Annotated in this window: 1 protein-coding gene and 1 tRNA gene; one reads left to right on the forward strand and one right to left on the reverse strand. The window is 67.2% G+C overall.

Annotated elements, in window-relative coordinates; genetic code table 11:
- The first annotated feature begins 202 nt into the window (after positions 1-202).
- Positions 203-275: transfer RNA gene (locus ACFWY6_RS45480), tRNA-Ala, on the forward strand.
- Positions 276-863: 588 nt separating this feature from the next.
- On the opposite strand, the gene ACFWY6_RS45485 is transcribed toward ACFWY6_RS45480, so the two are convergent.
- Positions 864-1,091, reverse strand: a complete 228-nt coding sequence (locus ACFWY6_RS45485; protein ID WP_384703815.1) for a hypothetical protein — start codon at positions 1,089-1,091, stop codon at positions 864-866.
- Positions 1,092-1,205: the final 114 nt, after the last annotated feature.

Here is a 1,205-nt window from a genome sequence, read left to right on the forward strand (position 1 = left end):
TTTGGGGGGGGGGGCCCCTTCGCGACCCCCCCCCGCACCCCCAAAACCCGGTGGTCGGCCCCCCCCCCCCACGCCGAGCATCTTACGGAGCGTGGTCGTTCACCGGGACCCCCAATCCTTTTGCGAGATCCGGGGGGAGACCCGGTACTCTGGTCTGCGTTGCTCACCGGAGCGAGTTCCTTCCGGCTGACGCATCGTTCCCGGGGCCTTAGCTCAGTTGGTAGAGCGCTGCCTTTGCAAGGCAGATGTCAGGAGTTCGAATCTCCTAGGCTCCACGCGATGAAACCCCTCTGACCTGCGGAAACGCAGGCAGGGGGGTCTTTCTTTGTCCCTGGCCCTCTGCTTCTGCGCGGCCGGCTCCGCCTGGCCTGGTCCGGCGGCGGGACCGAGCCGACCCGATCCGTGGACGGTTGCGCGGTACCTGGGTGAAAGACCTGATGGGCGCCGGTGTGCCGGAACAGGAAGGGCTGACGGGTTGATCGTATGACGTTCCTGTCGGGGTCTGGTCGTGTGCGGCGAGTGCCCCACCGATCCCGAGCCGGTAAGGAACCTCAGCCGTGTACCGTCTTCGCTTCGCGAGCCCTTACCGGGCCGTGACAGCTCGCAGGGCGTCGAGAGACGTGGCAGCGGGCTGCTGACGGCCCGCCATGTCCACGCTGTGGCCCCGGAGCACGTCACTGGCCACACAGTTCGAGTACGCGTTCGCGCTGTTCCTGGAGGCCATCCGGCCGAGGCCGGTTCGCTCGACGCCTGTACGCACGCCGAGCGGCGGATTCCGGACGAAGAGGCCGGCGCCGGGCGGCTGTGGGAGCTGGTCAAGGACAGCGGCTGGATGACGGACGCGGGCCGGTGCGTGCAAGTGCTCATCTCATGGTCCGCGCTTGCAGATTCATTTCCGCTTCACTGCGCTCGGTGCTGTGGACGTCGTCTCCCCCCGTCCGGCCAATCCGCACCCCGCTCCAGTCCAGCGCCTGACGCGCCTGGCGCTGTGTCTGCTCAGCCACCTCCCGGGTCTCGGTGAGTACGTCGCCGCGCTCCCGGATCAGATGCTCGTAGATCGGCGGATGCTCAGATATCTCTGCGGTGCTCATGAGACCTGATCCTCCCCGTTTGCCGAAGATCTGTCAGGCTCGATGTCCGATTCGAGGCGACAGTGCTGATCGCCCTCCGAGTGGGAGCCGAACGCCGCAGGGCGGGAACCCCAG

This window comes from Streptomyces sp. NPDC059037 (assembly GCF_042740015.1).
Lineage (GTDB): Bacteria > Actinomycetota > Actinomycetes > Streptomycetales > Streptomycetaceae > Streptomyces.